Here is a 23,608-nt window from a genome sequence, read left to right as displayed (position 1 = left end):
GTCGTGGGCTCTGGAGAGAGCTAACAATGCTTAGACAGTCTGTAGAATCTCGCAGAGGCAGTCCAACTGCTACCCATCTTAACCTAAACGAGGGATTTGACATCAGTTGTAATCCAAAACGATTCGAGGTTGCCGTTCTAATCTCTCGGTATAGAACGGTTTACGGACCATCGATCAGGCCCCACACCCTGTGGCCAAACAACAATTGAGTATTGATTAAGAATCTAGACTGGAGACTCGAGACTGGAAAGGATCTCTTCTGATCCTAGCCCCTTGGAATCGGGATCGAACACAATACCAAGACATGAGGGTTAGCCGGTATATTCTCCTACGATTCACATTGGTTTGTTCGTAACCTGGCACCAGGAGACCTTAGTATCAGCAAGCCTCTTTGGGAATTTCACCGCACACTCCCTCACGATTTCTTCCCTTCTTCCGCCGACGCATTCACGCCAGTCAGCCCCACTTCTTTCCGGTCTTCCTTTTCGATCTCCTTCTGTGACTTCAGATCGCGCTCGTCTTGGTGGTCACCGATGAGGGCCCCAGTGATCAGCATTTGGATGCCGATGAGGAGAAAGAATAACGCGCTCTTGTACTGGCCACTCGGCTCAGCCAGTGAAAACTTATGCGCGGAGATCAGGAGGGAGACTGCCGCGCATAGGAATAAGAAGGTTCGCATGTCGGATGACCCATCGTTAAGAATGCTCTAAAGGGTATGCCTGCGGTGAGACTCCGGTCAACTGGAAATCATCAGGGAAGAAGGAGCTGGAACGTGGTGGGGGTTACGGAGTTGGCGAACCCATCCCGGAAGCCGGTTCGGTGAGCGAGACTGATGCTGGAGTTGCGGACTGTATGGCACCTTTGAAGGGAAGATCGAGCAACGAGTATGGATTCACACGCGCGCCGTTGAGTTTGACACCCCAATGGAGATGCGGACCGGTCGCCCGACCGGTGGCGCCGACTTTCCCGACGATTTGTCCGGCTTTCACCACGTCACCGTCTTTGACGAGGACTTCGGACAAGTGGAAATACATCGAGTAGAATCCCAGCCCATGGTCAAGGAAGAGGCCCTTTCCTGAGAAAAAATGGTCGACAGTAAGCCGCACCACCCCATCATTCGTCGCCGCAACGGGCGTACCGAGCGGCGCACTGATATCTTCTCCATTATGCGGGTTCCGTGGTTGGCCATTCATGATTCGGACACTGCCGAAGATCCCCGTTCGTCTGCCGCTCACCGGCTCCACGAAGCCGGGCTGCCATAATCTCGCCTGTGAATCGACCGCCAGTCCCGTTTTGATCTGTTCCTGTTCCGCCTTCCACCGAGCTACAGTCTTCTCGTCTAAATCAACTTTGTCTTTCGGCAGCGTCAAATGCTCGATGTGAAATTTCTCTTTAACGACCGACACGCTGTAATTGAAAGTGCGACTCTGCTCCCCTTGCTTCAGCTCGACGAGCAGATCATGCGTTCCCGGCTCATCTTGTAGGTCAATCCCAAGCAACCCCACAAACCCTTTTGGCTCCTCGAGTCGCGGATCAGGGAAGAACCGGATGGAGCGGCCAAGAAACGTTCCCTGCACCGTGGCCGATTCATCTTCCAACGGCACCTTCACGACAAGCACCTGCCCCTGCTTGCCGCTATAACGACCCTCTGCACCCTGAACAGCTAGTAGAGAGCCTGGTACGAGAGCCAGAGCAAGATGCGTGAGCAGCACAACAACCGCAAGCTGTACCAGCCCGATAGGCCGCGTATGAGAGAGATTGAACAATGGTTTCATCGGTAAAATCGCCCTCCTGAGACTTGCGAGATCAGTTCTTCGACCCGTCGATTCTGGGCACTAAAGGGATCCATGCAAAGGATCGTTTCCTCCCAGTACCCGTTCAGTTTCAAATAGGTCCAATCAACCGTGTAGGATCGGTTCTTGGCCCGCGCGAAACGAATGAAGTCCCCCCGCACCTTCGCCCTCGTTGTTTGCGGTGGGGTGGACATGGCCCGCTGAACGACATCTTCCTCCACAACTCGTTCGACCAACCCGCGAGCCTCCATCAGATAGTACAGCCCTCTCGTCCGTTTCACATCATGGTATTGCAGATCGAGTAACAACACCCTCGGATCGTCCCATCCACAATTCTTCTTGTCGACATAGGATTGGATCAGGTGCTTCTTCGTGACCCAATCGATCTGATGCGTCAGCTGCATCGGATCGTCCTCCAACTGCTGCAATACCGCTTCCCACTTGTTGCAGACATCATCAAGGGTTGGGTCATGCGCTTCTTGTGCCAGATAGTCTCTTGCACGGCTCAGATAGACCCGTTGAATCTCTATGGCGGTCATCTGGCGACCGTCATCGAGCCGGACCTTCTTTTTCAAGGTTGGATCGCGGGACACCTCGCGGATCGCCTTCACCGAGTCTTCCAGCTCCATCCCATGGACCGCATACCCTTCTTCAATCATCGACAGGACCAGCGTGGCGGTTCCCACCTTGAGATAGGTCGCATACTCAGACATGTTCGAATCACCGACGATGATATGCAGACGCCGATACCGTTCGGCGTCGGAATGCGGCTCATCACGGGTATTAATGATGCTCCGAGAAGATGTCGTCGATGACGACGTCTTCTCATGAATATGTTGCGCACGTTGGGAGATGAAATACTGGGGCTTCCCCGAGACCTTCAAGACTTTCCCGGCTCCGCTGAAGATCTGCCTGGTGACGAAAAATGGGATCAACTGCTCGGTGACTTTCCAAAAATCGACATCCCGGCGCATCAGGAAATTTTCATGGCAGCCGTACGTATTGCCCAATGAGTCCGTATTGTTCTTGAAAATATAGATCTCTCCGGACAAGCCTTCCTCCCGAAGCCGCTCTTCTGCGGCAGGCAGACAGGCTTCCAGCAGTCGCTCTCCCGCCTTATCGTGCACGACAAGATCCAGGATGTTGTCACACTCCGGGGTCGAGTACTCGGGGTGACAGCCGGTGTCTTGATAGAACCGCGCTCCGTTGACTAAAAAAGCGTTCGACGGCCAGCTGTTCGGAATGAGTCCTTCAAAGATGTAGCCCAAGACTTTTTCCATGGGCAGATAGATCCGGCCGTTGGGGGAAAAAATGAGGCCGTATTCGTTCTCGAGGCCGTAAATCCGTTGTTTCATGGGACCCACCGTCATCATGCGCGAGCCACACTCAGATTATACGCCCAGGTCGGGATCTTCAACAAAGGACACTATTGTGAACGGTAGCGGTTAGGAAGAGAGTGCGCGTCGAATATCGCCAACCGCGAGGCGACGGAACTTCCGGCCGGTCCGACTGCGGTCCAGCACCGCAACCTCCAACCCCTCCGGCTGGAGCTTTTGATTGGCCGTCTGATCGAGAGCCGCCACACAGAGCCGTAAAGCCTCGTCGAGGCTCGGGGCATGGTTAGGGCTTTTGTCCTTCAGGAAATTCTGCACGACGTCCGCCCGCCCCCCAATCACGGCAACGTTCTTTTCGTCGATGATGCTCCCGTCAAAGGAAATGCGATAGATTTCATTCGGATGGCTGTTGATGCCGGTCTGTACGACGAGAATTTCCACCTCCAACGGCTTCATTTCCTGACTGAAGACCGTCCCAAGACTTTGCGAATAACCATTCGCCAACGATCGGCCGGTGACGTCTTCTCGGCTATACATGAATCCTTTGAGATCGGCGTGGCGAATCCCGGCCTTCCGAAGATTCTCGAACTCGCTATATTTGCCGGCCCCGGCGAATGCGATATTGTCATAGATCTCAGAGACTTTATGAAGCGAGGCGCTCGGATTGTCGGCCGCCAAGAGAATCCCGTCGACATACTCCATCGCGATGATCGATCGGCCCTTGGCGATCCCCTTCTTGGCGTACTCCGCCTTGTCCTGCATCATCTGTTCAGGGGACACGTAGTAGGGCATCGGCATGAACTAGGTCTCCCGTGAACGACGAGCCGCCATGACTATGTCACACACTGACCGAAGTGTGTCTTCCGCGACATCCGTGATGCCTTGATCCGTTACGATCTTGGCGGTGGGATAAATCCCCCGCACAAGGTCGGGGCCACCGGTCCCAACATCGTCATCCGCGGCATTGTAGAGTGCCAACACCGCCAGCTTGATCACGTCCGCTTCGGAGAGATTCCGCTGAAAGTGTTCTCGCATGGTATTGCGAGCATCTTTGCCGCCGGATCCGATGGCATGGTAATCCGATTCTTCGTATCTCCCGCCGGTAATGTCGTACTTAAAAATGCGGCCCTCGCCGCGTTTCAGGTCATACCCGACATAGAGCGGCATCACGACCAACCCCTGGAACACCATGGGCAAATTCGCTTTTACCATCTGTCCCAGCTTATTGGCCTTCCCCTCGCACGAAAGCGGCATACCCTCTAATTTTTCGTAGTGCTCCAACTCGGTCTGGAACAGCTTGGCCATCTCAATACAGGGACCGGCTGCCCCCGCAATCGCCATCGCCGACCACTCATCGATCTTGAATACCTTCTCAATCCGCCGATCCGCGATCTGAAATCCCTCAGTAGCGCGGCGGTCCCCGGCAATGATCACTCCCTGCTGATACTTGATCGCCAACACGGTCGTAGCAGAGGGCACCGACACTGCCCCGGCTGTGCGTGTAGGATCGGCGTTGGGCGCGAGCCCGTTCGCTCCAAGCGTCAAGCCAGGATAATGTTTGGAAAGGAATTCCACGAAACTCGAACCGTCGTGATCGGGGAGATGGGGCAGCTTCATCGTGTCCCTAGTAGGATGTTGAAAAAGTCCGCCAGCTTCGTTCTCGCCTCGTTCAGAGGCTCAACATACGGGACACAGTATGCCTCGCCTCTTCGCTCGCTGCGGCCTTGCTGGACGGTCTTTTTGACCATCCTGTGAGCGATGTTCATTGATTTGAGACCTTCCATGGTCTTGTGTATCGCAGCGATGTCGAAGTAGTTCCCACTAGCTTGCTGCAATTACCGTTCGTCACACCTTGAGCTTTTCAAGAAGCACATCAACCGAATCGGAAGCATCCAGCAGCGCCCCGGTCAAGGCTTGTGTCCCACGATGAGGATCCATCAAGGGGACTTTCTTGATCGTGGTATCACCGCCATCGAACAAGACCGAAGTCCAACTGGCACCGTATAACGACTTCGCAAACTTACTTACACAGCGTCCTCGGAAATAGGCTCGCGTGCCCGTCGGAGGATGGAACTCGGCTCGCTGGATTTCTGCTTCGTCGACGATCCGCTCAATGCGCTGGCTACGTTCCAGCGTATAGAAAAGCCCTTTTTCAGGACGGACGTCATGGTATTGAAGATCCATCAATTTCACGCGTGGATCGTCCCAGCCACAGCCTTTTCGTTCCATATAGGACTCAATCAGATGTCGTTTCGCTACCCAATCCAATGAATGGACCAACAACCGCGGATCACGCTCCAGTTTATTCAGCACATCTTCCCAACGGAGCAGCACATCCTGAACCGTGGGACCGTGAACCTGCGAAGCATAGAACACCTTGGCCGCATTCAGGTAGGCGCGTTGGATCGCCAGCGCCGTCGTGGGCCTTCCTCCTGCCAACTTCACCGTCTGCTTGGCTTCCAGATCTCGCGACACTTGTTTGAACACCCGAACCGGCTCCTCAAGTTCGATCTGCGGCAAGTCGGCACCGGCTTCCAGCAGATGCAGTACGATGTCCAAAGTCCCCACCTTGAGATAGGTCGACAGCTCCGCCATGTTGGCGTCGCCCGTAATCACATGGAGTCGACGGAACCTCACTGCATCCGCATGCGGTTCGTCGCGCGTGTTGATGATCGGCCGCTTGACCATCGTATTGAGGTCCAACAGACATTCAAAAAAGTCCGCGCGCTGAGAGATCTGATATTCCGTTGGAGTGGTCTGATTTTCTGACCCGACTTTTCCCGCCCCGGCAAAGATCGGCCTGGTGACGAGAAACGGCGTCAATGTGCGCGCAATCCGATCGAATGGGACGGTCCTTGAGATCAGGTAGTTCTCATGGTACCCGTAGCTGTTGCCTTTCCCGTCGGAGTTATTCTTATAGAGGGTATAGACTTCGAAGCCTCGTGCGCGGGCCATCGTCTGCAGGCATGAGGCCAGAATGCGCTCTCCCACCCGTTCAAATGCCACGATCTCTCGAGCGTGTGAACACTCCGGCGTCGAGTACTCTGGATGAGCTCCATCCACATACAGCCGTCCGCCGTTCGCCAACACCTTGTTCAGCTGCCGATTATAGTCCGGGTTCGGACGCTCACGCTCCCCCTCGACTTCAAAGCCGCGTGCATCGACCAGAGGGTTCTCATTTTCGTAGTCCCAAATTGCGGTTGGAGCCGCCAGGTTTTGATAGTGCCCGATCACGGCGAAGGACCCTGACACCGGGTCCATCGCAGACGCGTCCCTCGATGCAATCCCGAACTCAGTTTCCGTACCAAGCACCCGGACCGAGTTCGTAGGAGTTTGTTCTTTCATCATGCGGCTAGAGATAGTGGCCGGTACTCATGGTTTCAATCTGACGATGTTCCGTCGGTCCACCGCTGATGGTCCGAAGGTGGATGATCTTCTCACCCTTCTTGCCGGCGACCTTAGCCCAATCGTCCGGATTGGTCGTATTGGGAAGATCTTCGTGTTCTTTGAACTCTTCGCGGATGGCACGGATCAGGTCGTCCGAACGCAAACCGGTCCCCTCATTGGCGATCACCCGCTTCACGGCAAACTTTTTCGCCCGCGACACAATCCCTTCGATCAACGCCCCACTGGCAAAGTCCTTGAAGTACAACACTTCCTTTTCGCCGTTGGCATAGGTCACTTCGATGAACTTGTTTTCTTCGCTGGCCGCATACATGGCTTCGACGGTCATCGCGGTCAAGCGTTCGACAAGCGCATGCCGATCCCCCCCATGCCGCGCGACATCCTCCTCGGCGAACGGAAGGTCCGTGGAGATATACTTCGAGAAAATGTCCCGTGCTGCGTCGGCATCCGGTCGCCCCACCTTCACTTTGACGTCCAATCGCCCGGCACGCAGCACGGCCGGATCGATCAGATCCTGCCGATTGCTCGCTCCGATGACGATGACATTCCGCAATCGCTCGACGCCGTCGATCTCGGAGAGAAATTGGGGAACGATCGTTGACTCAATATCCGAGGATACGCCTGTCCCACGGGTGCGAAAGAGCGCGTCCATTTCATCAAAAAAGACAATCACTGGATGTCCATCCTCGGCCCGCTCCTTGGCCTTCTTGAACACCTCACGAACTTGACGCTCCGATTCACCGACGTACTTATTGAGTAATTCCGGACCTTTGACATGCAGGAAATAGCTCCGAATCTCTTTCCCGGATCGATCTCCCAGCTTCTTGGCGATCGAGTTGGCCACCGCTTTGGCGATCAGGGTCTTTCCGCAACCAGGCGGCCCATAGAGCAACACCCCTTTGGGCGCACTAAGTTTGTATTCTGCGAAGACCTGTGGATGTAAAAACGGGAGTTCGACGGCATCACGGACCTGCTCTAACTCTTTCTGAAGACCACCGATGTGCGCATAATCGACATCCGGAACTTCTTCCAAGACCAGCTCTTCCGCTTCGGACTTCGGGAGCTTTTCGATCACGTAGCCGGAACGTACATCGTAGAGCAGATGATCTCCCACACTCAGCCGTTCAGCCAACAAGGGATCGCCCAGATCAGCCACCTTCTCCTCGTCGAAATGGAGAGTGACCAAGGCCCGGCCCCCTTCTAACACATCCTTGAGTCGAACAACTTCGCCTTGGCTGTCAAATCCCTTGACCTCCACCACATTGAGGGCTTCATTCAAGACAACTTCTCGCCCCTTCCGCAACTCGGTTCGGTTGATCGAGGGATGAAGGCTCACTTTCATTTTCCGCCCTGACACATACACATTGCCCGTTCCGTCTTCGTTCAGACTGGAAAAGATGGCGTAGCTCGACGGAGGCGCCGTCAGCTTTTCCACCTCAGCCCGAAGGGCCTCGATCTGAGCTTTGGCGTCTTGCAGCGTCGCGACGAGTTTCTCGTTCTGTTTGGTCGCCTGGTCGAGTTGGTAGCGAGATTGATACAGCCGACGGATCTCTTCTTCCATCGACTGAATTTGCACGCGAAGTTTGTCAAGCTCCCGAGCCTGTTCACTGTTCTTGTGAATCATCTCCCCCTCCCCCTCGGACAACCGCTTTGTAATCTTCTTGACAGAATCTCGGAGGGACCGGAGCCGGTTTGGCTGACTCTTGCTATCCGCCATAGTGAGACGATACGACCAGCTCGAAATATCGAGCCTAAGCGAGAGTACGTTTGGTGTGAGGGATTCTAACACCCGACCTAGGGGTGGTCAACTGCAACGGGCGTTCTGACGCGTCATGGACTCACGCGCCGTCACGTCACATCGTATCTACAACGCGTCCGTGAACTCTCGAACCGCTTCACCGATGTCATCACGAGTCAACAATGCGCCGATCACCCCCACTCCATGAGCACCGGCTCGGCGGACGACTGCCACCCGGTCGCACGTGATGCCTCCGATGGCAAATACCGGGATGGATGATCGACGGCACACCTCGGCAAGCAATGCGAGTCCTAACGGGGCCCCGAATGATCGTTTGGACGGCGTATCAAAGATAGGGCCAAACACGACATAATCGGCACCGCTCTGATTCGCCCGCTGGACATCTTCGGCAGAGTGTGTGGAGATCCCGATCAATCGTCGCGACCCGATCAATTGACGAATAGGCCGTGTCGGCAGACTGTCGGATCGAAGATGCACCCCATCCAGATTGAGCGCCATCATAAGATCTACACGATCGTTGATCAGCAATGGTACCGAGCGCGGACTGCTCACGGCATAAATTTCCTGTGCCAGCAACAGAAGTTCTCTCGTGGGCAGGTCTCGTTCTCTGAGCTGAATGGCCTGGAGGCCAGCTTCGATCGCACGATCGAGCAACGGGACAAGCGAACGGCCTTGAGTGTGGTGACGATCGGTGACTAGCAGAAGGCGGAAGTTAACGGAAGACATGTCGAACGCGCGTAAAAGGTGAAGAGTCACCCGTGAGGGGTACGATAAGAATTTCTTGCTTTTCCCCTCTCCACCTACCTTTCACTTCTCACATTTCACCCCTTACCGGCCTCACAGCATTCCTTCGATCGGACTACTCGCCGTTGCGTACAGCTTCCTGGGAATACGACCGGCCTTGTATGCCAGTCGGCCGGCCTGCACGGCATATTTCATTGCTTCCGCCATCGCAAGAGGATCTTGCGCACCAGCGATAGCGGTGTTCATAAGCACCGCATCGGCGCCTAATTCCATCGCAAATGCGGCATCGGACGCGGTCCCCACACCGGCATCGACGATGATCGGCACCTTGATCATTTCCATGATGATTTTCAAATTATAGGGATTGCGGATGCCAAGACCTGATCCGATCGGTGCCGCCAACGGCATGACGGCGGGACATCCAACATCGACGAGTTTCTGCGCAACGATGGGATCGTCATTCGTGTAGGGAAGGACAATGAACCCTTCTTTAACAAGAATCTTGGCAGCTTCGATTAAGCCTGCCGTATCCGGAAACAGTGTCCTTTCGTCGCCGAGTACTTCCAACTTCACTAAGTCGGAGACGCCGGCGGCACGCGCCAGTCGGGAATACCGAACCGCATCCTCCACGGTGTAGCATCCCGCTGTATTGGGAAGTATCGTATATTTCTTCGGATCGATGTAATCGAGGAGATTCTCCTTCGACCGATCGGTGATATTCACCCGACGCACCGCAACCGTGACCACATCGGCGCCGGAGAGCTCAATCGCTTTCTTGGTCTCGACGAAATCTTTGTATTTACCCGTCCCGACCCATAATCGGGACTTGAACTCACGCCCCGCAATAATTAATCGATCATCAGCCATGTTGCCCTCTTGAGGATGATCCGCCCCCGATGAAACTCATAATCTCCACCCGATCTCCGTCCTTGACCTGGCGCTGGCCGAATGCTGCGCGATCTAGAATTTCAAGATTCAGTTCCACTGCCACTCGTTCAGTCTTGATGTCCAACTCTGTCAATAAATCCGAGACCGTTGCACCACTACGCCAAGCCCGCTCTTCGCCGTTCACATGGATTTTAATGGCATTCTGCATGTCTATCATCCTATGAGACCGGAATTCGCCTTGTCAACAAATGGGCCTTGCGCGGATATCAAGAAAAACCGCACAATAGTGCGTCAAGAGTTTACCAATGCAGGACAACAACCAGCGTCTCGCGGCTCTCTTTCGATCCATGGCCGATCTCTTGTCGGCTCAGCGAGCGAACCCATATCGCGTGCGGGCCTATCGACGAGCAGCGGATGCGTTGCTTGCCCTGAAAGAAGATGTGGCCGCGGTCGCACAGCGCCAGGGGCTTGAGGAAATTGACGGGATCGGCGAGGATTTGTCCAAAAAGATCGAAGAGTTTCTTGAGACCGGGACGATCCGTGCTTATGAAGAGCTGAAGACTCCACTCCCGGCGGAGGTCAAGAATTGGGCAACGCTTCCGGGACTATCCGACTCGCTCGTGACCTATCTATACTTTCGCCTTGGCATCAGAACACTCAAGGATCTCGAGCAGCTCATCCAATCTCATCTCCTTCGGACCCTGCCGAGTTTTGCCGGATCCGAAGACCGCCTACTGCAAGCCGTTCAACAACGGATGCAAAATCACGAGCCTTAATAGGCCACGGGATACCCCATACAGCACTGCCGCCCAGCATAACTCCAGGATGCTCAAAAAGGCTGTCCAGCAAGGCCGCAGCGAGCGGAGAGGCGAGGCGTACGCTTCGGTACGTTGAGCCTCTGAGCGACGCGAGAACGCCGCTGGCGGCCTTTTTCAGCGTCTGTTACGACGCCTTGAGTTCCTTAAATATCTTCCAGCTCTTCAGCAATTCCACAGCCTTCTGCAACTGCACATCCTGCTCAAGGGAAAGTTCTCCGCCCGCTTCTGGTAAGGCTGGTGGAGGCGTCCCGTTCTTCGATCCTCCCTCCTCGGGAGACTTTCCATTCTGTGGTACGGCATCCTTCCCCGTTGGAGGCTTGACGGCCTTCGGCTCAGGTTCCTTGTCTCCAGATTTCCCTTCAGGCCCTTTAGCTGCCACTGGCGCAGACAGCTTCACGACGATATCGGGCGTAATCCCCGTCGACTGGATGGATCGACCTTTCGGCGTATAGTACTTGGCAGTCGTGAGACGCAGGCCTGACCCATCACCCAAGGCCAAGATCGTCTGGACCGATCCTTTCCCAAACGATGTCGTTCCCACCACCAGACCTCGGCCCCAATCTTGGAGCGCTCCGGCGACGATTTCCGATGCGCTCGCCGAGCCCTCATTCACCAGGATGATGACGGGAAGGTCCTCCAACTGATCTTTTGCCTTCGCTACCCATTCATCCTTCTTGCCTTCTCGACTCTTGGTATAGACCACCAGCTTCCCAGTCGGCAGGAATTGTTCGGATACATCAACCGCCGCCGTCAGCAACCCGCCTGGATTATTTCGCAGGTCGAGGATTGCGCCCTGGACCTTCTGCTCCTTGAATTGCTTGATCGCTTTGGCCAGGTCCCTCCCCGTGGCTTCTTGGAACTGGGTGAGCCGGACATAGCCGAGATTCTCGATCACCTTCGACTTCACACTTTCAATTTTGATGGTGTCCCGAACCAAGGTAAACACCAAGGGGTCTGTCGCACCATCTCGTTGAATCGTCAAATTGACTTTACTCCCCTTCGGCCCTCGCATCTTCTGCACGGCATCCATCAACGTCAAATCTTTGGTCGGATCCTCATTGACCTTGATGATGAAATCCCCTGCCTTGATACCGGCTCGATAGGCAGGTGTACCCTCGATCGGGGCGATCACCGCCAATCGATTATCCTTCACACCGATTTGGATCCCGACTCCTCCGAACTCTCCTCTGGTTTCCACCTGCATCTCTTTGTACATCTCAGGGGTCATGTAGGCCGAGTGCGGATCGAGCGTCGACAGCATCCCCCGAATAGCACCTTGAATCAAATCTTTTGGCTTTGTCTCGTCGACATAGTGCTTCTGCACCTGGTTCAGCACTTCCGAGAAGGTCTTGAGTTCCTCGTAGGTTTCGCTGGCATGTCCGGTCCGCTCCCAGCCCTTCCCGATGATGACGCCACAGAGCAGGGCAAGTGCAATCATCGGCCCGACCACCCAAGATTTCCGACGCGGCTGCTGTTCCATCATCGTTTCATCCCTTCTTTCTTGCGTCGTCAGACCGGTTCGGTCTGGAGGCGCGGTCACGACTTCCCCTATCTCTTTGCCAGCCAGTGGAGCGGATCGACCGGCTCAGCTCCCTCACGCAACTCAAAGTATAATGTATTTTCTCCCGTCATGCCCGTATCTCCGGTTTCCCCAATCGACTGGCCTTCGACCACCTGCTCACCAACCTTGGTCAGAATCTTTGACGCATGGGCATACAGCGAGAAGAACCCGTTGGCATGATCCAGGATTATAACGAGTCCGTACCCTTTCAACCAGTCCGCATAGACGATGCTCCCAGGCATCACGGCATGAATCAGACTCCCCTCGGTCGTACGAATTTCGATCCCTTTGCGTTGAACATACGTGTCAAAGGTAGGATGTTTCTGCCGTCCGAAGAACGACACCACCTGTCCTTCGGCCGGCCAGGGCAACGCCCCGCGGATACCACGTGGAAGCGAGGCCGTCGTGGGTGGGTGCAAGGCCACGGCCCGCCGACGCGATTCCCAGTCTTGCAGCAAGTGATCCACCCGTGAGGCTGATCGTTCCAGCTCTTCGACCGCACGATGATAGGCATCTTTTTGATGCGTGATTTTTTTCAGATAGAGAGTTTTCTCTTTTTGAAGCACTCGAATGTCGGCGAGCTTTTTTTCGATGTTTTGTTTGAAGACCATCAGACCATCTCGAGCGTCAGCCCGCTGACGCTCGGCCTGCTCCATTCGTGCCATGTCGGCCCGAAAGCCTTGCAGAAGTTCGTAGTCTTTCTGTGAGACAGCGGAGAGATACTGCCCGCGGCGTTGAAGGTCTCCGTACGAATCCGCGGTCAAGAGCGCCTTCACGTACCCGAACCGGCCTTCCATGTACTGCACGCGAAGCCGGGCCAAGATCGCTTCCCGTCGCGCTTGAACACTGGTCCGCGTGGTCACCAACTGTTCTGTAATTTCATCCAGCTCACGATCCTTTTGTCGCAATTTCCGATTGATGTCCTGATGATCTTGTCGATGGTGGACCAATCGTTCATCCAAGGATTGGAGTCCCTGCAACACGGATTCCCGTTTTTTTTCGGCAGCCTCTTCCCGCTTCCGTTTTTCTTCGATCTTGTCTTTCAGGGCTTCAAGACGCTTTCTCTCACGCTGAATTTTTTCGGCGAGGGGATCCGTAGCTGCCTCAATAGGCATGACCCACCCCCCGAGTGCGAGAAGCCCAGTCAGCAGAAGGAGAGGACCTCTCATACACGTCCTTCTCCAACACGCAGAAGTGAGACCACACTACCGGTAAAACCTAGTGCCGTTCCAGCCAGGACCAGCGCGAGGCAAACGGACAATGGAAAAAATGAAATCAGCCCCTCCATCTCGCTGAAACGGCTGATAAACTCAACCTGTTGCCGAAACAACTCAAATCCGACCTTGAGGATTCCCAAGGATAAGGCGCTTCCGCAGGCTCCGAGCGCCGCCCCTTCCAGAAAATACGGGACGCGGATGAAGGTCCCGGTGGCTCCGATCGAGCGAAGAATTTCGATCTCTTCTCGTCTGGCAAACAAGGCCAGTCTGATCGTATTGCCGATGATCGTCACTGCGGCGGCAGAAAGGAGGATCCCCACGCCGAGCGCCGCCAACTCAATATAGCTGATGAGCTCGGCCAACAGACTGATCCATTGCTGATTATAGTCGACCTTTGCCACTCCTCCCATGGTTTGAACTTGTTCCACCCACTCTTTGATGGCCTCGGGAGAGCGAGAATTCTGGGCCAGCGTCACGACGAACGAGGCCGGAAGCGGATTCTCGCCAAGCCCTTCGAGCAGGTGAGAATCCGCGGGGAATTGCGCGCGGAACTCTGTCAACGCCTGCTCCTTCGATATATAGAGCACACTGCCTACCATGTGATCGGACTTGAGCATCAGTTCCAGTTGCAGACGCCCATCTCGAGAGAGCCGGTCCTCCAAATACACCATAATCTTGACGTCTTCCTGAAGCCATCCTGCAGCATGCTGCAAATTCACATAGATAAGGAGGAAGATTCCGACACAGGTCAATGTAAATGCCGTGGTCAAGATGGCGACAATCGTCGTCATGCGGTTCGTCCGCATGTTGGCCCAGGCCTCGCGAACAAGATAGAAGAGCCGCCTCATACGACGACCCGCTCAGGCATCGCCCGTTCAGGAAGGACGACTCCTTGCATCAAGCTGATCACCCGACAATTCACCTGATGCATGACATGATGATTATGCGTTGCCACAACCACCGTGGTACCCCGGGCATTGATCAGTTTGAACAGTTCAATGATCTCACCCGTGAGTTCCGGATCAAGATTACCCGTCGGTTCGTCCGCCAACAGAACGACCGGTCCGTTCACGATCGCCCGAGCGATGCACGCTCGCTGTTGCTCTCCCGTGGAAAGACTACTGGGGGACTGGTCTCGTTTATGCTCGACGCCCACCGCCCGCAACGCTTCCGTGACTTTGCGTCGAATATCTTTTTCCGACACACCCTGTACGATTAACGGAAGTGCCACATTGTCGAATACCGATTTCTTCGGCAGCAACCGGAAGTCTTGAAAGACCGACCCCACCTTCCGTCGCAGATAGGGAATCTCCGACCGTTTCAGTTTCGTGACATTCTTGCCTTGAACAAACAGTTGGCCTTCATCCGGTTGCTCCTCTCCAATCAGCATCCGGAGGATCGTCGACTTTCCCGATCCGCTGGGGCCCATGAGCAAGACGAACTCCCCCTTCTCGATCTCGATCATGACGTCGGATAGTGCTGGCCTCCGGTCATACCATTTCGACACATGGATGAGCTGAATCATTGCGTCCACGAAGACCCCTCTCGATAGAGATGAGACCTGTCACGACTCGGTGACATCGAACGCATTGGGGATGTGTTCAATCTGCTCCGGAGCTGATGGCTTCCCTTGGACCAAGACAACATCAAATCGACAGAGCTTGTCAGACCAGTGCCGCTGCGCCAGATACTGCGCCGCCAGCTTCGAGAGTTTCGCTCGCTTGCGACGATCCACTGCCGACAACGCGCCTCCGAACGCCTCAGTGCTCCTACCCTTGACCTCGACAAAGACGATGACACCCCGGTCATCCGCGATAAGGTCCAATTCACCGATTGACAACCGTACATTTCGGTCAAGGATACGATAACCCTTCGCGATCAAGAACTGCTCTGCCCAAATCTCGCTGGCTTGGCCGAACCGGTGACGCGGGTCTGTAGGGAACATGGATCATGCCTCGGACAATGCGGGACCTCTCAGGTGAACCTCCCCCATCTTCCTGGCGCTCATGGCAAGTCTGACTGGAGCGAAACTTCGACGATGGATGGAACAGGGACCGTGGTGAGCAAGCCGTTCCAGATGTTCCGCTGTCCCATACCCTTTGTGCGAGAGGAACCCGTATTCCGGAAACATGTCATGATAGTTTGCCATCAGCCGATCTCTCGTGACCTTGGCCACGATAGAGGCAGCAGCAATCGAGATAGATAAGGCGTCTCCCTTGATGATCGGTCGTATCGGAATGCTGATACCGGGCAAACTCACGGCATCGATGAGCACATAATCGGGCGGCGGGACCAACTGCTCGAGAGCCCGCCGCATGGCAAGACGAGTGGCTTCAAGAATATTCAACTGGTCGATTTCCGCAACGTCGGCCCATCCGATTCCCGTTCCCACCGCTTGCTCACAGATCGCGATGTAGAACTGCTCGCGTTCACGCTCAGACAGTTGCTTCGAATCGTTTACCCCGACGAGCCGACTGCGTACGGGAAGGATTACAGCCGCAGCCACGACAGGTCCGGCCAATGGACCGCGCCCTACTTCATCAATCCCAGCAATACGGCGATATCCACGGAGTCGTGCTGCTCGTTCAAATTCATCAGTAGGTCCCATCAATCGCTCTCTACCGAGGGGCCAGCCAATCGACCGGCCATATGATGGAACGTCTGCGCAGAACTGACCTACGCCGTGGCCGCTCCTTCTTCGGGTGCCGCAGGCTGTGCCGAAGATTTGCTCTCTCCAACAAACTCCCGCTCCTCAACTTTAGCAAACCGCCCTTTCTTGCCACGGAGATAGTACAGCTTGGCACGTCGAACGCGCCCCTGGCGCACGACATCGATCTTGGACACAATCGGAGAATGCACGGGGAAAATCCGCTCGACACCCACGCCGTACGAGAGTTTCCTGACCGTGAACATTTCGGTGTTCAAGCTGCCCTTTCTGGCGATGACCGTTCCTTCATACACCTGAATACGCTCTTTCTCTCCTTCCACAACTTTGACATGAACACGCACGGTGTCTCCTATCTCAAAGTGCGGAACGGTTTTTTTCGTCAATGATCGCTGAATTCGCTCCAACTGATTCATGTCCTCAACCCTCCTCCTCGCATAATAACGGGGCCGTCAACAGGCCTTCATTCATCAACTCATTCAACAATTGTCGATCCTCTTTCGTGAACATCCGATCCCTTAAAAGATCGGGGCGTCTGAGATACGTGCTACGCAAGGCCTGTTTTCGACGCCACAAGCGAATGGCCTCATGATGGCCCGACAACAAGACCTCCGGCACCGTGATGCCTTCGATCTCCGCTGGCCTCGTGTACTGTGGATACTCCAAGAGCGAATCAGAAAACGACTCATCGACGGCAGAGCTTGGATCGCCCAACACGCCTGGGACGAGCCTGGTCGTGGCATCGATCAAAACCAACGCCGGCAATTCACCTCCCGTCAGCACATAATCCCCGAGTGAAATCTCTTCGGGCGCCAGTGCAAGACGGACACGCTCATCCACGCCCTCATAGTGCCCACACAGAATCACCATTCGCCGAGACTCGTTCGCTAACTCTTGGGCATACGACTGTGTCAACGGACGCCCCTGAGGAGTCGGAAACAGTAACCGAATCTCCTCTCCTTGCGACTGAGCCTCGCTCCGCACTGCGGCAACTGCATGGAGAATCGGCTCAGCTTTCATGACCATCCCCGCACCACCTCCATACGGCGTATCATCGACGACCTTGTGGCGATCCACCGTAAAGTCGCGCAGATTGTGGACCCGAACCGCGAGAAGCCCCTTGTCCTGGCCACGCTTGAGCATGCTCTGCGCCAAGACCGGTGCAAACATACCTGGAAACAGGGTCAGGACATCGAACCGTACCATCGTTAATCACCAAGCCCATCGATCAACCGGACCGTCATGATTCGAGCAATCAGATCAACCGTAAGCACGAATTCTTTCGCCGCCGGGATCAAAACCTCTTTGCTTCCATCGCGAATGACGACCAGAGAGTTGCCTGGCAATTCCCAAATCGCTTCCACGGCACCGAGCGACTCTCCTGCCTCCGTTCGGACGGCAAGCCCCACCAAATCACACTCGTAGTACTGCCCAGCCGGAAGCTCAGGAATAGCCCCGCGGACCGTCTGAATCAATCCTCCCCGCCAAAGACCGGCTTCTTCCGGTGTGGTGAAGGCCGACAGCCCCAGAATAAAGCTCGTTCCCGCCCGCCTCACATGCGTGACACCGGTCTCCAGCGTCCGTCCGTTTGTCGCCAGAAGGCTGACACGCGTCAATCCTTCCAGTCGACCTGGGACATCGGAGAGGGAGCGGACCCTCACTTCCCCACGAACACCAAAAGGCCGTTCGATCCGTCCCACCGTCACGGTTTCCGGTTGACTCACCATCCCACGGTCAAGCTTTTGCTGAAGCCTTCTTCTGGGTGGATTTTTCAGCCGGAGCCTTCTTCTCCTTTGCGGACTTTTCCGCCTCAAATTGCTTCCAGACCCCCGCACGGCGCAGCAAGGTCCGCACAGTCACCGTCGGCTGAGCCCCTTGGTGAAGCCACGTCAGCACCCGCTCCTGCTTGAGCTCCGGCACACCCGCTTCTTTCAACGGGTCGAAAATTCCAAGAATTTCGATGAAACGGCCGTCGCGTGCTTTCCGCGAGTCTGCCGCCACCACCCGATACATCGGTCGTTTATGTCGTCCTGTTCGAGCGAGCCTCAAATGTACAGCCACAACGATTCCTCCTTTACACTGGTTCGAATCTTCTGAATCGATTACCGGGCACGCAAGAGCTGAGCGAGTTGCCGACGCCCTCCCGCACCGGTCATTGCCTTTGCCAACTTCTTTGCAGACAGGAATTGCTTGATCAGCCGATTCACATCCTGCACTGTCGTACCGCTTCCCCGCGCAATCCTTTTTTTCCGGCTTCCGTTAATAATCGTATGATCGCGGCGCTCTTTCGCGGTCATTGAATCGATCACAGCGACCACCCGGCTGATCTCTCGCTCGGGCTTATTCCCCTCCATAGCCTGCTTGAGCTTTTGTCCCCCAGGAAGCATGCCCAAGATCTGCTCAAAGGAACCCATGCGATTCATCTGTCCCAACTGGGCCCGAAAATCTTCCAGCGTAAAGGTGTTGCTGGTGAGCCGTTTCTGCGCTTCCTCCGCCTGTTCCCGTGTGATGCTTTCCTGTGCTTTTTCAATCAGGGACAGCACATCCCCCATCCCCAGAATACGGGAGGCCATCCGGTCCGGATGGAACGGCTCAAGCGCATCGAGTTTTTCCCCAACCCCCAAAAACTTGATCGGCTTTCCCGTGGCAGCCCGAATCGACAAGACTGCCCCTCCACGCGCATCCCCTTCGACCTTGGTCAGGATAATGCCCGTGAGACCGACCCGTTGATCAAACTGTCCGGCCATAGTGACCGCGTCCTGGCCGGTCATCGCATCGGCGACCAGCAGCACCTCATGAGGGGCCACGGCAGCCTTCACCGCCGTTAATTCCCCCATCAATTCGTCATCAATATGCAAACGCCCGCCGGTATCCAGAATGACCAGATCAAAGCCCTGTTCCCGTCCCCGATCCACACCGGCACCGCAGATCCGCACCACATCGGCTTGTGAAGCTTGAGTCTGATCGGCACGATGCACTTCGACCCCAAGGTCTCTTCCCAATGCACTCAACTGCTCTCCCGCAGCAGGGCGACGTGGGTCGGCCGCCACCAGCAGCACGCGCTTACCTTGATTCTTAAAAAGACGAGCAAGCTTTCCGCTGGCTGTCGTCTTTCCCGCACCCTGCAAGCCAACCATCATGACGATGGTCGGCGGTTGGGAATTGAGACCGAGACCAACTCGATCTTGCCCCATCATCGCCCGGAGCTCATCCCAGACGACCTTGACTACTTGATGCCCAGGAGTCAGACTCTGCAGGACTTCCTGGCCAATCGCCTTTTCGCGCACACGATCGATAAATTCTTTGACAATCTTGAAATTGACGTCCGCTTCCAGGAGAGCAAACCGCACCTCCTTGAGCGCTTCAGTAATATTCTGCTCGGTAAGCACACCCTGCCCACGGAGCTTTTTCAGAACTTTTTCAAACTTCTCACTCAATGCATCAAGCATGACACTGTACCGCCGCACAGAAAGAGACCACCGAGGCCTTGCACCAGACCTCCGATCACCTCGAAAATCCTAGAGAAAGAGCACCGGAAAGTGTATAGGACCACAGAAAGCAAGTCAAGGTCACCAGAAGTCAGTAGTTTTATTGACATGCCGAAACCCTTCAGATATGGTGCCTCTGTGAGAGAGCTCGACCTCACAACTCGCCTATAGAGAAGCCGTCAACGAGGAGAAGCCACGTGCGAAAATCGCCCTGGGTCTTGATCGTGTTTGTCCTCATCGGAGGTCTACTGGGTGGCATCCTCGGCGAAATTCTCCACGTGATGGCGCCTCAGGGCACCATCCAAAGTATTTTCTCAACGCATTTTATGCCCGGCATTAATCCACCCCTGACCGTAGATCTGGTGTTAATCAAACTCGTCTTAGGGTTCAGCCTCAAGATTAACATCTTGAGCATTCTCGGCATGTTCGTCGGGATCTATCTCTATAAGCACGTCTAATCTGTTGCCTGTAATGTCCGAAGTCGCAACGTCTTGATCCGATTCCGCAGCTCCGCTGCTCGTTCGAAGGCCAGCTCCTTCGCAGCCGCTTTCATCTCGACCTCCAGTCGCTGAATAAGTCGATCGGTTGACTCTGCACTCCCATACTCGGCATCGGGCTCCGCCGCAAGCGGCAGTTGAACGTAATCAAGGTCCGCCACCGCGTACTCAAGAGACGGGATCCCTTTCGTAATACCGACCGGCGTAATGCCATGGACACGGTTGTACTCGGCCTGAATCCCACGACGACGATTCGTCTCGTCAATGGCCTGTTTCATCGAATCCGTCACACCATCTCCGTAAAAAATCACTCGTCCTTCGAGATTGCGTGCTGCCCGACCGGCCGTTTGGATCAACGCGCGGTAAGAACGCAGGTAGCCTTCCTTATCCGCGTCCAGAATCGCGACGAGGCTCACCTCGGGAAGATCCAGCCCCTCCCGCAGTAAATTGATTCCGACCAACACGTCAAACGTTCCGCATCGGAGATCACGGATGATCTCAGCCCGCTCAAGCGTTTTGATATCGGAATGGAGATAGCGAACCTTAATTCCCAAGTCGTGATAATACTCCGTCAAATCCTCAGCCATCCGCTTCGTCAGAGTCGTCACAAGCACTCGTCCCCGCTTGGCCACCTCCACACGAACCTGCCCAAGAAGGTGGTCAACTTGCCCTTTGGCCGGCACGACTTCGATCTGCGGATCCATCAATCCTGTTGGACGGACGATCTGCTCCACAACCTCATGACCTGCATGTTTGAGTTCGTAGGTGCCGGGTGTGGCCGACACATACACCACCTGATTCAGGCACTGTTCGAATTCCACAAATTTTAACGGTCGATTATCAACCGCCGACGGAAGTCGGAATCCATACTCCACAAGCGTCCGCTTTCGTGAAAAATCCCCTTCATACATGCCGCCGACTTGAGGAATGGTCGCGTGAGACTCATCGACGATGAGCAAAAAATCCTTTGGAAAGTAATCCAACAACGTGGGAGGCGCCTGGCCCGGGTTTCTTCCGCTGAGATGCCGAGAGTAATTTTCAATCCCGTGGCAATAGCCCATGGCTCGGATCATCTCGAGGTCAAACTTCGTGCGCTGCTCAATCCGTTGCGCCTCCAACAGCCGTCCGGATTGTCTGAAATAGGCGACGCGCTCGTCGAGCTCCTCCTCAATGCCCGTAATAGCCCGCTCATAGCGATCCGGCGCAATGAGATAGTGGGTATTCGGGTAGATCGCAACCTTGGGCAGCTTTCCCAAGGACTTCCCCGTGAGCGGGTCGATTTGATGAATGGCGTCCACCGTATCTCCGAAGAGTTCGATGCGCACGGATTTCGCTTCCGACGAGGCAGGGAAAATTTCGATCACATCACCACGTGCTCGAAAGGTTCCGCGATGAAAATCCACATCATTGCGTTCATATTGAATTTCAACCAACTTCGACAAAAGCTTGTCTCGCCTCGTTTCGAGGCCGACCTCCAGATAAATCAGCATGTCATGGTAGACCTCCGGCGACCCCAGCCCATAGATACAGGAGACGGAGGACACAATCAGGACATCATTTCGTTGTAACAGCTCGGTCGTAGCGGAGTGACGCATCTGATCGATGGCATCATTGATGGAAGAATCCTTGGCGATGTACGTATCGCTCTGCGGGATATAGGCTTCCGGCTGATAGTAATCGTAGTAGCTCACGAAATACTCGACGGCGTTATGGGGGAAAAACTGTTTGAATTCCTGGTAGAGTTGTCCGGCCAGAGTTTTGTTGTGCACGAGTACCAACGTCGGCTTCTGGACACGTTCGACAAGATTGGCCATCGTAAAGGTCTTGCCTGATCCAGTGACTCCCAGCAGGACCTGATGCTTGGTGCCAGATTGGATTCCGGTCGTCAGTCGGTCGATGGCGGCAGGCTGATCCCCACAGGGCTTGAAAGGGGCATCGAGCTTAAAGGGTGGCACGACAACCTCCCGTGATGCGACGGAACAAAGGGCCAATCAGCATCAACATCCTCCCACCACAGCCCTCAAAAGTAAAAAGGGCCGCCGGAACCTCCGGCAGCCCCTCATCGACAACAAAACAGATCTCGCTTTAACCGCGACCGCCCCCAAATCCGCCGCGGCCGCCGCCACCGGAACGCGGCTCCTGAGGACGCGCTTCATTGACCGTCAAGGTACGTCCACCAAGTTGCGTCCCGTTCAACGCTGCAACCGCCGCCTGCGCTTCAGCATCGGACGACATTTCCACAAATCCAAACCCACGAGATTGCCCGGTAAACTTGTCCGTGATGATCCGGGCCGAGGCCACGGATCCATGCGCCGCAAACAAGTCACTCAGCTGCTGCTCGGTCGTTGAATACGGCAATCCACCGACATAAATCTTCGCACCCATCTGGCTCCTCCTTTGACACAGCGATGTTGTCTTGGACTCGAGAAAGCAACGAGGAAGGAATGGGCCGAAGACGTCAACACCACGGCGGCTTAGCTCTGGCTTCCGATCAGATTCCCGGGCTGGCCCAACACAACATCTATCCAGGCCTCATTACATTTTTCGCCGAACTTGCGCAGGCCTTTCACAAGCCGACGCTACAATCGTACCTCAGATGTAAAGACAAAGGCAAGTTTGAAGACACACTCAGGTTGCCAGTAGGCTCGCATTAGTAGGCCGGCGGCGGAGAAAGCGGTCGATGCGAAAAAAGTGGAATCGCGTGGAGACTATCAAAAAGCATCGTCGACTTATCTGACACAACAAAACCGACCTGCCCCAATCCCAACGTCTGATCCTCAACGGAGAGCACGAGCGTGCCATCCACAAACACCTCGATGAAGTCTTTACTGATGATCGTATTGCGCTGCACTCTGAGGGTATGCCAGTCAACCGGTTTCAGAGTGATAGTCGCTTGCCCGAGAATCGTTGCGACCCCGCCGGAAAGGCGAACGAATCTAACTTGTTGCGTGGCAAGGTCCACGGTCGCACCATAGAAATGGTTTGCATCACGTGCCCCGATCACCACTCCACCCGATCCAGCAGTCCCTGGGGAGGCATGCAACCGGACACTCACATCCGGATATTCATACTGCATTCCCTCGGCCAACAGCACCTGATAGCAGAATTGCCGACAACCCGACGACGCAACCACCACATTGGGTGGAGAGGGAGCCGTGGGATGACGTTGCACCACCCACTCGGCAAGCGGCTCCTCACGGGACACTGCTTGCACAAAACCATGAGGCAGCCCTCCGATCGGCTCTTGATCGAACGCCCACTGCTGAAAGAGGCCACCCTTTGCCTGTTGTTTCAGATTGGCTGCCTTTTCCTCTTGCGTCTCTCGTTGAACACCGTAACTCAGGGAAGGCCCCGCCATAACAACCGTTCCTGCCGCTACCAAGAGGCCCAGCGTCGCCAACGTTTGCCCTCCGATATATGACAGGCGAATCATCCTCAA

Annotated in this window: 26 protein-coding genes; 2 read left to right on the top strand and 24 right to left on the bottom strand. The window is 55.1% G+C overall.

All coding sequences use genetic code 11. The features are described 5' to 3' along the window. Positions 1 to 415 precede the first annotated feature (415 nt). The 10 genes from ACMTNU_RS06465 to thiS all read right to left on the bottom strand — a co-directional run bounded on the left by ACMTNU_RS06465 (position 416) and on the right by thiS (position 10,131). Positions 416 to 679, bottom strand: coding sequence for a hypothetical protein (locus ACMTNU_RS06465; RefSeq protein ID WP_413934407.1), 264 nt, complete (start codon positions 677 to 679; stop codon positions 416 to 418). Between the two features lie 103 nt (positions 680 to 782). Further along, positions 783 to 1,775, bottom strand: a complete 993-nt coding sequence (locus ACMTNU_RS06460; protein WP_413934406.1) for a M23 family metallopeptidase — start codon at positions 1,773 to 1,775, stop codon at positions 783 to 785. Next, entirely contained in the window at positions 1,772 to 3,148 is a 1,377-nt protein-coding gene (gene pafA / locus ACMTNU_RS06455; RefSeq protein ID WP_413934405.1) for a Pup--protein ligase, read from the bottom strand. The genes ACMTNU_RS06460 and pafA overlap by 4 nt, the downstream gene beginning before the upstream one ends. Before the next feature lie 90 nt (positions 3,149 to 3,238). Then, positions 3,239 to 3,925, bottom strand: coding sequence for a proteasome subunit alpha (gene prcA, locus ACMTNU_RS06450; protein ID WP_413934404.1), 687 nt, complete (start codon positions 3,923 to 3,925; stop codon positions 3,239 to 3,241). 3 nt (positions 3,926 to 3,928) lie between these two features. Then, a complete protein-coding gene (gene prcB, locus ACMTNU_RS06445) occupies positions 3,929 to 4,744 on the bottom strand; it encodes a proteasome subunit beta (protein WP_413934403.1) in 816 nt (271 codons plus the stop codon). Between the two features lie 228 nt (positions 4,745 to 4,972). Further along, the gene (dop, locus tag ACMTNU_RS06440) at positions 4,973 to 6,472 is read right to left on the bottom strand and encodes a depupylase/deamidase Dop (protein WP_413934435.1); all 1,500 of its coding nucleotides are present in this window, start codon (positions 6,470 to 6,472) and stop codon (positions 4,973 to 4,975) included. A 7-nt stretch (positions 6,473 to 6,479) separates the two neighbouring features. Beyond that, complete coding sequence (gene arc / locus ACMTNU_RS06435) at positions 6,480 to 8,249, bottom strand: proteasome ATPase (RefSeq protein WP_413934402.1); 1,770 nt, start codon at positions 8,247 to 8,249, stop codon at positions 6,480 to 6,482. A 147-nt stretch (positions 8,250 to 8,396) separates the two neighbouring features. Beyond that, entirely contained in the window at positions 8,397 to 9,017 is a 621-nt protein-coding gene (thiE, locus tag ACMTNU_RS06430) for a thiamine phosphate synthase (protein WP_413934401.1), read from the bottom strand. Positions 9,018 to 9,128: 111 nt separating this feature from the next. Continuing rightward, positions 9,129 to 9,902, bottom strand: coding sequence for a thiazole synthase (locus ACMTNU_RS06425; protein ID WP_413934400.1), 774 nt, complete (start codon positions 9,900 to 9,902; stop codon positions 9,129 to 9,131). Beyond that, a complete protein-coding gene (gene thiS / locus ACMTNU_RS06420) occupies positions 9,895 to 10,131 on the bottom strand; it encodes a sulfur carrier protein ThiS (protein WP_413934399.1) in 237 nt (78 codons plus the stop codon). Before thiS ends, ACMTNU_RS06425 begins: the two co-directional genes overlap by 8 nt. A 97-nt stretch (positions 10,132 to 10,228) precedes the next feature. Between thiS and ACMTNU_RS06415 the strand changes: the two genes are divergently transcribed. Then, positions 10,229 to 10,699 carry a histidinol-phosphatase gene (locus ACMTNU_RS06415; protein WP_413934398.1) on the top strand — a complete coding sequence of 157 codons (471 nt, stop codon included), beginning with the start codon at positions 10,229 to 10,231 and terminating at the stop codon, positions 10,697 to 10,699. A gap of 166 nt (positions 10,700 to 10,865) precedes the next feature. Here the strand turns inward: ACMTNU_RS06415 and ACMTNU_RS06410 are convergent, their stop codons facing one another. From ACMTNU_RS06410 to ffh, 11 genes are all read right to left on the bottom strand, one after another. After that, a complete protein-coding gene (locus ACMTNU_RS06410; RefSeq protein WP_413934397.1) occupies positions 10,866 to 12,224 on the bottom strand; it encodes a S41 family peptidase in 1,359 nt (452 codons plus the stop codon). 65 nt (positions 12,225 to 12,289) lie between these two features. Continuing rightward, positions 12,290 to 13,471: a murein hydrolase activator EnvC family protein gene (locus ACMTNU_RS06405; RefSeq protein ID WP_413934396.1), complete on the bottom strand. Its 1,182-nt coding sequence runs from the start codon at positions 13,469 to 13,471 to the stop codon at positions 12,290 to 12,292. Continuing rightward, positions 13,468 to 14,310, bottom strand: a complete 843-nt coding sequence (locus ACMTNU_RS06400; RefSeq protein ID WP_413934395.1) for a cell division protein FtsX — start codon at positions 14,308 to 14,310, stop codon at positions 13,468 to 13,470. Before ACMTNU_RS06400 ends, ACMTNU_RS06405 begins: the two co-directional genes overlap by 4 nt. A gap of 53 nt (positions 14,311 to 14,363) precedes the next feature. Continuing rightward, on the bottom strand, positions 14,364 to 15,044 hold the full coding sequence (ftsE, locus tag ACMTNU_RS06395) for a cell division ATP-binding protein FtsE (protein ID WP_413934434.1): 681 nt from the start codon (positions 15,042 to 15,044) through the stop codon (positions 14,364 to 14,366). Positions 15,045 to 15,083: 39 nt separating this feature from the next. Further along, positions 15,084 to 15,464, bottom strand: a complete 381-nt coding sequence (locus tag ACMTNU_RS06390) for a YraN family protein (protein WP_413934394.1) — start codon at positions 15,462 to 15,464, stop codon at positions 15,084 to 15,086. Positions 15,465 to 15,467: 3 nt separating this feature from the next. Beyond that, the gene (locus ACMTNU_RS06385) at positions 15,468 to 16,127 is read right to left on the bottom strand and encodes a ribonuclease HII (RefSeq protein ID WP_413934393.1); all 660 of its coding nucleotides are present in this window, start codon (positions 16,125 to 16,127) and stop codon (positions 15,468 to 15,470) included. 68 nt (positions 16,128 to 16,195) lie between these two features. After that, the gene (gene rplS / locus ACMTNU_RS06380; protein WP_413934392.1) at positions 16,196 to 16,600 is read right to left on the bottom strand and encodes a 50S ribosomal protein L19; all 405 of its coding nucleotides are present in this window, start codon (positions 16,598 to 16,600) and stop codon (positions 16,196 to 16,198) included. 4 nt (positions 16,601 to 16,604) lie between these two features. Next, positions 16,605 to 17,390 carry a tRNA (guanosine(37)-N1)-methyltransferase TrmD gene (gene trmD / locus ACMTNU_RS06375; RefSeq protein ID WP_413934391.1) on the bottom strand — a complete coding sequence of 262 codons (786 nt, stop codon included), beginning with the start codon at positions 17,388 to 17,390 and terminating at the stop codon, positions 16,605 to 16,607. A 2-nt stretch (positions 17,391 to 17,392) separates the two neighbouring features. After that, positions 17,393 to 17,911 carry a ribosome maturation factor RimM gene (rimM, locus tag ACMTNU_RS06370; RefSeq protein ID WP_413934390.1) on the bottom strand — a complete coding sequence of 173 codons (519 nt, stop codon included), beginning with the start codon at positions 17,909 to 17,911 and terminating at the stop codon, positions 17,393 to 17,395. A 7-nt stretch (positions 17,912 to 17,918) separates the two neighbouring features. After that, complete coding sequence (rpsP, locus tag ACMTNU_RS06365) at positions 17,919 to 18,245, bottom strand: 30S ribosomal protein S16 (RefSeq protein ID WP_413934389.1); 327 nt, start codon at positions 18,243 to 18,245, stop codon at positions 17,919 to 17,921. A gap of 41 nt (positions 18,246 to 18,286) precedes the next feature. Beyond that, positions 18,287 to 19,633 carry a signal recognition particle protein gene (ffh, locus tag ACMTNU_RS06360; protein ID WP_413934433.1) on the bottom strand — a complete coding sequence of 449 codons (1,347 nt, stop codon included), beginning with the start codon at positions 19,631 to 19,633 and terminating at the stop codon, positions 18,287 to 18,289. Positions 19,634 to 19,869: 236 nt separating this feature from the next. On the opposite strand from ffh, the gene ACMTNU_RS06355 reads away from it, so the two are divergent. Beyond that, complete coding sequence (locus ACMTNU_RS06355; protein WP_413934388.1) at positions 19,870 to 20,130, top strand: DUF4321 domain-containing protein; 261 nt, start codon at positions 19,870 to 19,872, stop codon at positions 20,128 to 20,130. Here ACMTNU_RS06355 and uvrB read toward each other — a convergent pair. The 3 genes from uvrB to ACMTNU_RS06340 form a co-directional block, all read right to left on the bottom strand. Next, positions 20,127 to 22,124, bottom strand: a complete 1,998-nt coding sequence (gene uvrB, locus ACMTNU_RS06350) for an excinuclease ABC subunit UvrB (protein WP_413934387.1) — start codon at positions 22,122 to 22,124, stop codon at positions 20,127 to 20,129. The genes ACMTNU_RS06355 and uvrB overlap by 4 nt on opposite strands. Before the next feature lie 130 nt (positions 22,125 to 22,254). Beyond that, on the bottom strand, positions 22,255 to 22,554 hold the full coding sequence (locus tag ACMTNU_RS06345) for an RNA recognition motif domain-containing protein (protein ID WP_413934386.1): 300 nt from the start codon (positions 22,552 to 22,554) through the stop codon (positions 22,255 to 22,257). 265 nt (positions 22,555 to 22,819) lie between these two features. Then, positions 22,820 to 23,602: a hypothetical protein gene (locus tag ACMTNU_RS06340; RefSeq protein WP_413934385.1), complete on the bottom strand. Its 783-nt coding sequence runs from the start codon at positions 23,600 to 23,602 to the stop codon at positions 22,820 to 22,822. Between the last annotated feature and the right edge of the window lie 6 nt (positions 23,603 to 23,608).

The sequence above is a fragment of the Nitrospira sp. BLG_1 genome, assembly GCF_047338595.1.
GTDB lineage: Bacteria > Nitrospirota > Nitrospiria > Nitrospirales > Nitrospiraceae > Nitrospira_D.
This window is presented reverse-complemented; position numbering and strand designations above follow the sequence as displayed.

What these genes read in the sequence shown, in the direction of transcription:
- dop (WP_413934435.1), bottom strand. Translation starts at nt 6,472, where the DNA reads ATGAAAGAACAAACTCCTACGAACTCGGTCCGGGTGCTTGGTACGGAA.
- thiS (WP_413934399.1), bottom strand. Translation starts at nt 10,131, where the DNA reads ATGCAGAATGCCATTAAAATCCATGTGAACGGCGAAGAGCGGGCTTGG.
- arc (WP_413934402.1), bottom strand. Translation starts at nt 8,249, where the DNA reads ATGGCGGATAGCAAGAGTCAGCCAAACCGGCTCCGGTCCCTCCGAGAT.
- ACMTNU_RS06390 (WP_413934394.1), bottom strand. Translation starts at nt 15,464, where the DNA reads ATGTTCCCTACAGACCCGCGTCACCGGTTCGGCCAAGCCAGCGAGATT.
- rimM (WP_413934390.1), bottom strand. Translation starts at nt 17,911, where the DNA reads ATGGTGAGTCAACCGGAAACCGTGACGGTGGGACGGATCGAACGGCCT.
- ACMTNU_RS06415 (WP_413934398.1), top strand. Translation starts at nt 10,229, where the DNA reads ATGCAGGACAACAACCAGCGTCTCGCGGCTCTCTTTCGATCCATGGCC.
- ACMTNU_RS06465 (WP_413934407.1), bottom strand. Translation starts at nt 679, where the DNA reads ATGCGAACCTTCTTATTCCTATGCGCGGCAGTCTCCCTCCTGATCTCC.
- ACMTNU_RS06410 (WP_413934397.1), bottom strand. Translation starts at nt 12,224, where the DNA reads ATGATGGAACAGCAGCCGCGTCGGAAATCTTGGGTGGTCGGGCCGATG.
- ACMTNU_RS06425 (WP_413934400.1), bottom strand. Translation starts at nt 9,902, where the DNA reads ATGGCTGATGATCGATTAATTATTGCGGGGCGTGAGTTCAAGTCCCGA.
- ftsE (WP_413934434.1), bottom strand. Translation starts at nt 15,044, where the DNA reads ATGATTCAGCTCATCCATGTGTCGAAATGGTATGACCGGAGGCCAGCA.
- ffh (WP_413934433.1), bottom strand. Translation starts at nt 19,633, where the DNA reads ATGCTTGATGCATTGAGTGAGAAGTTTGAAAAAGTTCTGAAAAAGCTC.
- rplS (WP_413934392.1), bottom strand. Translation starts at nt 16,600, where the DNA reads ATGAATCAGTTGGAGCGAATTCAGCGATCATTGACGAAAAAAACCGTT.
- thiE (WP_413934401.1), bottom strand. Translation starts at nt 9,017, where the DNA reads ATGTCTTCCGTTAACTTCCGCCTTCTGCTAGTCACCGATCGTCACCAC.
- trmD (WP_413934391.1), bottom strand. Translation starts at nt 17,390, where the DNA reads ATGGTACGGTTCGATGTCCTGACCCTGTTTCCAGGTATGTTTGCACCG.
- prcA (WP_413934404.1), bottom strand. Translation starts at nt 3,925, where the DNA reads ATGCCGATGCCCTACTACGTGTCCCCTGAACAGATGATGCAGGACAAG.
- pafA (WP_413934405.1), bottom strand. Translation starts at nt 3,148, where the DNA reads ATGAAACAACGGATTTACGGCCTCGAGAACGAATACGGCCTCATTTTT.
- ACMTNU_RS06385 (WP_413934393.1), bottom strand. Translation starts at nt 16,127, where the DNA reads ATGGGACCTACTGATGAATTTGAACGAGCAGCACGACTCCGTGGATAT.
- ACMTNU_RS06460 (WP_413934406.1), bottom strand. Translation starts at nt 1,775, where the DNA reads ATGAAACCATTGTTCAATCTCTCTCATACGCGGCCTATCGGGCTGGTA.
- ACMTNU_RS06345 (WP_413934386.1), bottom strand. Translation starts at nt 22,554, where the DNA reads ATGGGTGCGAAGATTTATGTCGGTGGATTGCCGTATTCAACGACCGAG.
- ACMTNU_RS06405 (WP_413934396.1), bottom strand. Translation starts at nt 13,471, where the DNA reads ATGAGAGGTCCTCTCCTTCTGCTGACTGGGCTTCTCGCACTCGGGGGG.
- ACMTNU_RS06400 (WP_413934395.1), bottom strand. Translation starts at nt 14,310, where the DNA reads ATGACGACGATTGTCGCCATCTTGACCACGGCATTTACATTGACCTGT.
- prcB (WP_413934403.1), bottom strand. Translation starts at nt 4,744, where the DNA reads ATGAAGCTGCCCCATCTCCCCGATCACGACGGTTCGAGTTTCGTGGAA.
- ACMTNU_RS06340 (WP_413934385.1), bottom strand. Translation starts at nt 23,602, where the DNA reads ATGATTCGCCTGTCATATATCGGAGGGCAAACGTTGGCGACGCTGGGC.